This is a genomic window from Sphingobacterium sp. UBA6645 (genome assembly GCF_002455685.1).
Classification (GTDB): domain Bacteria; phylum Bacteroidota; class Bacteroidia; order Sphingobacteriales; family Sphingobacteriaceae; genus Sphingobacterium; species Sphingobacterium hotanense.
The window spans coordinates 49,392-57,250 of the sequence record NZ_DKLH01000048.1 but is presented as its reverse complement, the minus strand read 5'-3'; the positions used below and the strand labels follow the sequence as shown (position 1 = coordinate 57,250).

At 40.5% G+C, this 7,859-nt stretch carries 8 protein-coding genes; 5 read left to right on the top strand and 3 right to left on the bottom strand.

Annotated elements, in window-relative coordinates; genetic code table 11:
• Window positions 1–332: 332 nt before the first annotated feature.
• The 5 genes from B2400_RS09370 (at window position 333) to B2400_RS09350 (ending at window position 4,543) form a co-directional block, all read left to right on the top strand.
• Window positions 333–1,622: a hypothetical protein gene (locus B2400_RS09370; RefSeq protein WP_286650440.1), complete on the top strand. Its 1,290-nt coding sequence runs from the start codon at window positions 333–335 to the stop codon at window positions 1,620–1,622.
• Window positions 1,601–2,485: a decaprenyl-phosphate phosphoribosyltransferase gene (locus tag B2400_RS09365; RefSeq protein WP_293932897.1), complete on the top strand. Its 885-nt coding sequence runs from the start codon at window positions 1,601–1,603 to the stop codon at window positions 2,483–2,485. The genes B2400_RS09370 and B2400_RS09365 overlap by 22 nt, the downstream gene beginning before the upstream one ends.
• A complete protein-coding gene (locus B2400_RS09360; RefSeq protein ID WP_286650442.1) occupies window positions 2,478–3,071 on the top strand; it encodes an HAD-IB family hydrolase in 594 nt (197 codons plus the stop codon). The genes B2400_RS09365 and B2400_RS09360 overlap by 8 nt, the downstream gene beginning before the upstream one ends.
• Window positions 3,068–3,418, top strand: a complete 351-nt coding sequence (locus B2400_RS09355; RefSeq protein WP_293932895.1) for an SMR family transporter — start codon at window positions 3,068–3,070, stop codon at window positions 3,416–3,418. The genes B2400_RS09360 and B2400_RS09355 overlap by 4 nt, the downstream gene beginning before the upstream one ends.
• A 117-nt stretch (window positions 3,419–3,535) precedes the next feature.
• The gene (locus B2400_RS09350; protein WP_286650444.1) at window positions 3,536–4,543 is read left to right on the top strand and encodes a LacI family DNA-binding transcriptional regulator; all 1,008 of its coding nucleotides are present in this window, start codon (window positions 3,536–3,538) and stop codon (window positions 4,541–4,543) included.
• Between the two features lie 75 nt (window positions 4,544–4,618).
• Here the strand turns inward: B2400_RS09350 and nagA are convergent, their stop codons facing one another.
• Genes nagA through B2400_RS09335 form a run of 3 tightly spaced genes read right to left on the bottom strand, consistent with a single transcriptional unit; the run spans window position 4,619 to window position 7,859 of the window.
• The gene (nagA, locus tag B2400_RS09345; RefSeq protein ID WP_293932892.1) at window positions 4,619–5,806 is read right to left on the bottom strand and encodes an N-acetylglucosamine-6-phosphate deacetylase; all 1,188 of its coding nucleotides are present in this window, start codon (window positions 5,804–5,806) and stop codon (window positions 4,619–4,621) included.
• A gap of 11 nt (window positions 5,807–5,817) precedes the next feature.
• Window positions 5,818–7,104 (bottom strand): sugar MFS transporter, encoded by a 1,287-nt coding sequence (locus B2400_RS09340; protein WP_149525772.1) that lies wholly within the window; start codon window positions 7,102–7,104, stop codon window positions 5,818–5,820.
• Between the two features lie 23 nt (window positions 7,105–7,127).
• Window positions 7,128–7,859: a glucosamine-6-phosphate deaminase gene (locus B2400_RS09335; RefSeq protein ID WP_293932890.1), complete on the bottom strand. Its 732-nt coding sequence runs from the start codon at window positions 7,857–7,859 to the stop codon at window positions 7,128–7,130.

The window sequence follows — 7,859 nt, the reverse complement described above, 5'->3', positions numbered from 1 at the left end:
AAAAAAGCTCATCGAAAGATGGGCTTTTTTGTTTTTGAGGGTTTTTTTTGCAGCGAAACAGCGCGCAGTATTTTTAAAAAACGGATCATACCGAAAGTTTTCCAAAATAATCCAACGCTAAATTTCATTCTCCTGCGCGAAGATTCTGCCATCTACAACTACCATCCATTCCATATTACATCAAAGGAAAACTCTCTATCAAACTAAACCTAGAGATTGCCGATTTTCGATACTCTTTCATAAATAACCTAATAATTTATAAATTAATTAATAAAGATATTATATTTGCAATCACATCATATTTACATCTTCTATAGATTAATTTCTTAACAATGAACTTTAATCGAATTGTTTTCATATTTATAATCATCTTATACAGCGTATTAGGTCTTAAGGTACTGCAAACTGAACTGTTAAACGGGATGTGGGGAACTGATGCGCTATCGGAATGGCTTGTTAACTACCAAGCTGGTATTGTTCGAAGAGGATTTGCTGGAGAAGTCCTTTTTCAGATAAATTCTTCATTTGATCTTCGACCAGAAATGCTTATCAAGTCGATATCCACGATTAGCATCCTTTGGTTAAGCGTAATATTTCTTAAGACATTAAAAAGAGTCGGTATTCCGTTATTCTATGCTGCTCTGCCCATTATCGGGGTAAGTATCTTCTACTTCCATCCTCATTTCTCAGGATTACGGAAAGATCCGCTCTTACTTTTGATCGCTTACTACTCGATTTATCATTTATATAATTATCAAAAAAACAAGAAGCTTTCTTCACTCCTATACTGGCAAGCATTACTTATTCTGGGAATATTCCTACATGAAGCCATCTTGTTTTATGGAGCTCTAATACAACTGTTAATATATTTTTTTACGGATCCTATCAATGCTCAAAATGGTTGGATTAAGAAATCCGTATCACTAACACCCTTGTTGGGAAGCAACTTAATCAATTTCTTAAATAAAGGCGACAAGACAATTGCCGATAGCATATTCGACTCATGGCGCCCCTATTTGCAAAGTCAATATGGGGCGGATGTTTCCATTGAAAAAATGCTATCAATAAGGGCGCTAGGTTGGGACACATTAGAAACTGCCAAATTTCACTTAGATTTGAACTTCTTTAACACTGACAACTTTGGAATTCCGGGCATCTTCTTTTTCTTACTCATATTCGTCGTAATAATCTATGTATTTGCGAACTGCAATTTTAAATACCCTAAATTATCGCAGCAAGAAAACTTTGAAATCTTTATAACAATCTGGTTAACTGTTTTCATGATGATGTTGCCACTCTTTACGGTCTTGTCATGCGATTATTTAAGGCTATTTGCGTACCTGAACTTAACTACCATATTTATATACGATAAATTCTCAGGAATAATTGCAAAAAACACCGGAGTGTTAAACGCGCTTAGACCATTTTCTAATCGTATTTCAGCCACAGTGTATAATCCACGGTATAAATGGATCTTCCATAAAGGAATATACATATTTACCATCTTCTTTTTTCTCACTTACTCACCCGCAGGGATAAAATTAGACGAAGCCTTTAAGGTCTCGATCGCTGGCAGATTCTATCAAAAAGCAATAAGAGCATGGGAAATTTATTCGCACTAATAAGGCCTAAACATTGGACCAAGAACCTATTTGTGTTCTTGCCGCTTTTCTTCGCCGGCGAGCTTGGAAACAAGGATTTACTAGCGAATTGCCTCTTAGCGTTCGTCGCTTTTAGCTTCGTAGCAAGCGCTATTTACTGTATTAACGATATCTTGGAGATCGAAGAAGATAGTAAACATCCGAAAAAACGATATCGACCAATCGCCTCAGGCGCGGTCTCCATCCGAACAGCAATCATTATCTGCGTGGTTTTAGTTGTTTTGGCATTTTCAATAATCTATTTGTTGTCGCAGACCAACATGTGGCAACAAATATTCATACTTGTATGTTACTTCGTATTAAATATTTTATACTGTTTCCTTCTAAAAATGATCGCTATTATCGACGTGATGATAATTGCAAAAGGATTCGTCTTAAGAATATTAATGGGCGGATCGGCAACAAATATTGAATTGACACATTGGATTATCATCATGACCTTTTTGCTTACACTCTTCATTGGCTTTGCAAAACGTCGCGACGATTTGGTAATACAAAAAAATAACGGCACAGTCCTCCGAAAGAATACTAATCGATATAACCTAGAGTTTATCAACCAAGTATTGTGCTTACTTGGAGGAATAACCATTGTTTGCTATATCATGTACACCGTATCCCCTGAAGTAATTGAACGCTTTAACTCACCGCATATCTATTTGACCACTATCTTTGTTTTAGGCGGAATCGTTCGATATTTACAATTAGCACTTGTTTATGAAAGAACCGGAAGCCCTACAGAAATACTCCTCAAAGATCGCTTTATCCAATCAGGCCTCCTACTCTGGATCCTATCCTTCTACCTAATCATCTATTTAAATGAATAAAAAGCATCTCGAGTTATTTGACTTTGACGGAACATTAACCCGCAAGGATACCTTCGTCGATCTGATCAAGTTCCAGTTTGGAATCGCAAAGTTATTGCTAGGCTTTGGAATGTATTTACCCCATCTGTTCTTGATGAAAGTGAAGCTTTATTCCAATGCCAAAACTAAACAGAAGATCTTCAAACACTTTTTCAAAGGAATGGATATCCAGACTTTCAACAAACTCTGCAAATCCTACTGTGATAGCCGATTTATGAAAATTATGCGACCCTCAGCCATGACCTATTTGGAACAGTCCGAAGCAGAGAAAGTCATCGTATCGGCAAGCATTCAAAATTGGGTGAAATGCTTCGCAGAGCGATTAAATATTGAAACTATACTAGCTACTGAGATAGAAATCGACGAATACGGAAAACTTACGGGGAATTTTTCATCCAACAACTGTCATGGCGACGAAAAGGTCCTGAGAATAAAAAATTTAATAAACGACAGATCTTCCTATCAGATCACAGCTTTTGGAGACACTAGCGGAGATAAGGCAATGATAAATTATGCTGATAAAGGACATTATAACTATTTCAAATGAAAACATACTTAATCAGCCTGATCCTTAGTATCTCTCTCGGTTCGATAGCTCAGCTCCTCCTCAAGAAAGCCGCATTATTAGGCATTGCTACGCAAGCAATAGATAAGTTTAAACAGTTGAGTGCCACTCCTTTTTTATGGGGCGGTTTGCTCTGTTATAGTTTAAGCTTGGTATTCTGGCTAGATGTACTCTCCAAATTAGAACTAAGTCGAGCATACCCCCTCGTGAGTTTAGGTTACATCGCATCGCTGATCCTCGGATATTTTTTTCTTCATGAGCCTATCACCCTATCAAAAGTAATTGGCATTACATTAATCATTTCTGGGGTATATTTTATCGCTCGTTAGATATAAAAGCTATACATCCTCCCCCAAAATCGCCATTCAAACGAATCCATCCTCTCCCTCAACTCTTGTAATCTTCCTTCAGGTTAGCTATCTTACGGCAAAACCTAAAAGCTATTTATGATCAAGAAAGGATTTGGAATCAAGAATATTGCCGAAATGCTGGGCATCTCTGTTTCTACGGTATCCAGGGCATTGCGCGATGCGCATGACATCAACCCGGAAACCAAAGAAAAAGTACTCAAGCTGGCCAAAGAACTCAATTTCAAACCCAATAAAAATGCAGCCGCACTAGCCTCCGGAAGCACCAAAAACATAGGCGTTATCATTCCGTTTATTACGAACTATTATTTCAGCACGGTCATATCCGGAATACAGGAAGCAGCCTATCAACTCGGCTACAATATCATTCTATTTGTGACCAATGATGAAGAAGAGCGCGAAAAACAGCTCATCGAAAACCTGGACCTCGCAAGCCTTGATGGTCTTTTGATATCTTTATCCTCAAATTCCAGCAACATAGAGCACTTCGAATCACTAATAAAGGAAGGCCTCCCCTTAGTATTCTTTGATCGCGTTCCGAATGAAATCAATGCATCAAAAGTGATGCAAAGCGACTTTGAAGGAGCGTTCCTGGCGACAAGCCATCTGATTCGAAAAGGATACAAGCGCATCGCTCACTTAGCGGGGCCGGAAAGCCTCAAATTCACACAAGAAAGATTAAGAGGATATTTAAGTGCTTTGAAACAAGCTCAAATTCCCGTCTATGAAGAGTACATCATCCATTCCGGATTCTCTCCTCAGCATGGCTATGCCGACACTCAGCAATTGCTGGCATTAGAAGAACTTCCTGATGCGATATTCGCTGTCAACGACCGCAAGGCAATTGGCGCAATTCAAGCACTGAAAGACGCTAAAAAACGTGTCGGAGAGGAAGTCGGCGTTATTGGATTTACAAACGACCCCATGTGCACCGTAATAGAGCCCAATTTGACCACCGTAGAAGAACCTGCCTTTCAGATTGGCGAGCAAAGTTGTGAACTATTGATCAAGCATATCAAAAATAAACAGTTCGAACCGCGCTCGGTACTTATCCCATGCAGACTCATTGCAAGAGATTCTACTTAGCGTTCAAAAAAAAATAGCCACTTCCTTCGAAGTGGCTACCAACTATATGTTAATTAATCAATAAACCCACGTCTATTACTTCTCGTAAACGAAGCGACCTTCTATCATCGTTTTTTGAACCTGAATATTTTCATCAAACAATATCAAATCAGCTTGTAAGCCCTTGCTGATCGCTCCAATCTGATGCTGCAAACCTAATATTCTCGCAGGATTAACGGTAAGCATATGAACCGCATCTTTAAGTTCCAACCCGGCTATCTTTGTCATCGTGCGGATCAGGCGATCCGCAGTCGCTACGCTTCCCGCAAAGGATTTACGATCCGGAAGTTTAGCAACCCCATCTTCCACCACCACAGCAAGACCATTTTCTTTACTACCCAAGATACTTTCTGTCACATCAGTTCCTGCTGCACGCATCGCATCGGTAATCAAAATAATCTGATTCTTCGCCTTAACCTTGGTAATCAACTTCAAGAATGGCTCCGGCAAGTGCGTTCCATCGGCAATAATTTCTACATCAATATCATCGATCAATAAGCAGGATTCAATCGCACCTGCATAGCGGTACGCATTCCGTCGCGTCATCCCCGACATGCCGGAGTAAAGATGTGTCGCTAATTTATAACCAGCCTCCACTCCTTTTACCACCTCATCATAAACCGCATCCGTATGTGCTAAAGCCAATAAAATCCCCTCTTCGCAGACCCGTTGCCCAAAGGTCAACGCTCCTTGCAATTCCGGAGCTGCGCTCCATCGAGCTATCAAATGCTTGTATTTCGATAAAATTGGTTCATATTCCTCAGGCTTTGGGTTCCGAATATACCGAGGATCCTGAGCACCGCGTTGTTCCATCGCAAAGTATGGCCCTTCCAAGTGCAAACCGTAGAACCTCGCTCCTTTTTCATTCTTCTCCAACGATTTGGCATAAACCTCAAACGTTTCCAAGAGTAAATCTTGTTCGCTGGTCAGGGTGGTAGGCAACATAGCCGTCGTACCAAAACGCGCATGCGTTTCTGCAATGTTAAGATAGGCATCAATGTCGTTATCCATAAAGTCCGAACCGCCACCACCGTGGATATGAATATCGATAAAGCCTGGCGACAAGTAATGCCCCTGCGCATCGACAATTTCGTGATTACTACTCGCTTTCGGCCAATCTGTTGATTCCTCAACAGCCACTATCCGGCCATTTTCAATACTCACATAACCCTTCTCAATAACTCGAAAAGGGGTAATAATTTTTGCATTAATTATACTGATCATCGTTAGGTTGATTATTTCCAAGATTTAAAACGATGCCCGATGAAGGCATAGAACACAATATACAAAAAACATGGAACTAATACCCAATAAGCCGTTTTTACATCGTGAGAATCTGCAACCAATCCGTAGATCATCGGCAATATCGCGTTCCCACATAGCCCCATAATTAAGAGAGCGGAACCCTGTTTTGCGTATTTGCCAAGTCCATCTAATGCCAATGGCCAAATACCGGCCCATATCAAAGCATTAGGAACTCCGATCATCGCCAAAAACCAAATGGACACATCCAAATGATGGCCGAGCCAATTCACTTGATAGCTCACTAAGCAAACTAATAAAGATAAGATTAGCCCAACGATTGAACAAATTTGAAGCATGCGCTTTTGTGATATCAGTGCAGGTATCAAAGTGATACCCAAAAGATAACCAATTATCGTTGCCGTCAATACATAAGACGGTAATGCCTTAGCTTCTAACAAGGAAAGCCCCATTGCACCCGCATAATTAATGATGGTATCAATAGCGATAACTTGTGTCCCGACATGCAGAAAGATTGCGACAGCGCCTAATACTAAGTTGGGAAACTGAAAAACGCCAGACTTCGACTCGGCATCTTTGTCTTCCTCCCGATTCTCAATTTCAGGCAATGGTGAATATTTCACGAAAAGCCCTATCAGAAATAATACCGCAGCAACGACTATATAAGGCACTACGACACGCAAAATAAGCTCGTCGAGCGTTTGTGCTCTCGTCACTTCATCCATTAAAGGAATCTGTTTGAACAACTCATTATCTGTCGGACGCAGAATAGCCCAAGAGAACGCAAGGGGAGCCAGAATCCCGGCCCCTTTGTTGCATATCCCCATTATACTAATACGCTGTGCTGCACGCTCCTTCTCACCGATCATCGTGATATATAAATTCGCTACAGTCTGCAATACCGCAAGGCCAGAGCCCAGCGTGAACAAGCCAAGCAAAAATATCGCATATGTTCTGCCGTAAGCCGCCGGCACGAACAATAAAGCGCCCACAGCCATGATCCAGAAACCAATCGTAATCCCCCTTTTATAACCAACGCGCTTGAGTAGATAAGACGACGGCATAGACATAACCAAATAGGAAATATAGAAAGCAAAGGCAACTAAATAAGATTGAAAATTCGTCAGCTCACAGGCAATCTTAAAATATGGGATTAAAATGGCATTGACCCAGGATACAAACCCGAAGACAAAGAACATCGTCCCAATGATGCCTATGGAAATTAAGGTAGTGCGTCTATCTAAAACTTGTGCGTTCATAAGTTAGGTTAAAGGTTTAAAGATTATAGCAAAGAAGCTGATCCTTTGTCTAAATAACAATAGCAAGCAGGATGATTTTGCAAAATACTCGCCGGATATAAATTGGAAACTTCTTTCGTCAAACAGTTCTTCACCGCAAGCGCCTTCCGCTCATCGGGTACAGCACAGATTATTTTTTTCGACTTCATGATCTGCTTGATAGACATCGAAATTGCTTGCAATGGCACTTCATCGATGCTATTAAACCATCCCTCGCCCATTTGCTGCTGTCTGCAAATAGCATCCAAGTCGACAACAAGGTAAGAATCTTCGACATCAAAATCTGCTGGAGGGTCATTGAATGCTAAGTGACCATTCTCACCTATTCCAACGAAGGCCACATCAATAGGGTAATTTATAATAATATCTCCTAAGCGGTTGCACTCTTCTTGTGCATCACCTTCTCCATTAATAAGCACCACCTCTTTCAAGGTTCCGACCTTATCAACAAACCGCTCGTTCAAATATTTCCTAAAGCTTGCTTTGTGCGTAATCGGCATACCGATATATTCATCCAAATGAAACATACGGATTTTAGACCAATCTATTTCCTGATCTGCTATCAAAGTCTCCAATGTCTCAAACTGACTTTGTCCGGTAGCCAAAATGATATTAGCTTCGCCTTTCTCACGGATAACTTCTTTAATCAGTTCCGCTCCCTTTGCTCCAGCATGAGCCCCTAAAGATTCCCGATCCGGGAAAATTTCTACATTCAT

Coding starts and splice junctions, on each gene's coding strand:
- B2400_RS09370 (WP_286650440.1), top strand. CDS start 333: ATGAACTTTAATCGAATTGTTTTCATATTTATAATCATCTTATACAGC.
- B2400_RS09365 (WP_293932897.1), top strand. CDS start 1,601: ATGGGAAATTTATTCGCACTAATAAGGCCTAAACATTGGACCAAGAAC.
- B2400_RS09360 (WP_286650442.1), top strand. CDS start 2,478: ATGAATAAAAAGCATCTCGAGTTATTTGACTTTGACGGAACATTAACC.
- B2400_RS09355 (WP_293932895.1), top strand. CDS start 3,068: ATGAAAACATACTTAATCAGCCTGATCCTTAGTATCTCTCTCGGTTCG.
- B2400_RS09350 (WP_286650444.1), top strand. CDS start 3,536: ATGATCAAGAAAGGATTTGGAATCAAGAATATTGCCGAAATGCTGGGC.
- nagA (WP_293932892.1), bottom strand. CDS start 5,806: ATGATCAGTATAATTAATGCAAAAATTATTACCCCTTTTCGAGTTATT.
- B2400_RS09340 (WP_149525772.1), bottom strand. CDS start 7,104: ATGAACGCACAAGTTTTAGATAGACGCACTACCTTAATTTCCATAGGC.
- B2400_RS09335 (WP_293932890.1), bottom strand. CDS start 7,859: ATGAATGTAGAAATTTTCCCGGATCGGGAATCTTTAGGGGCTCATGCT.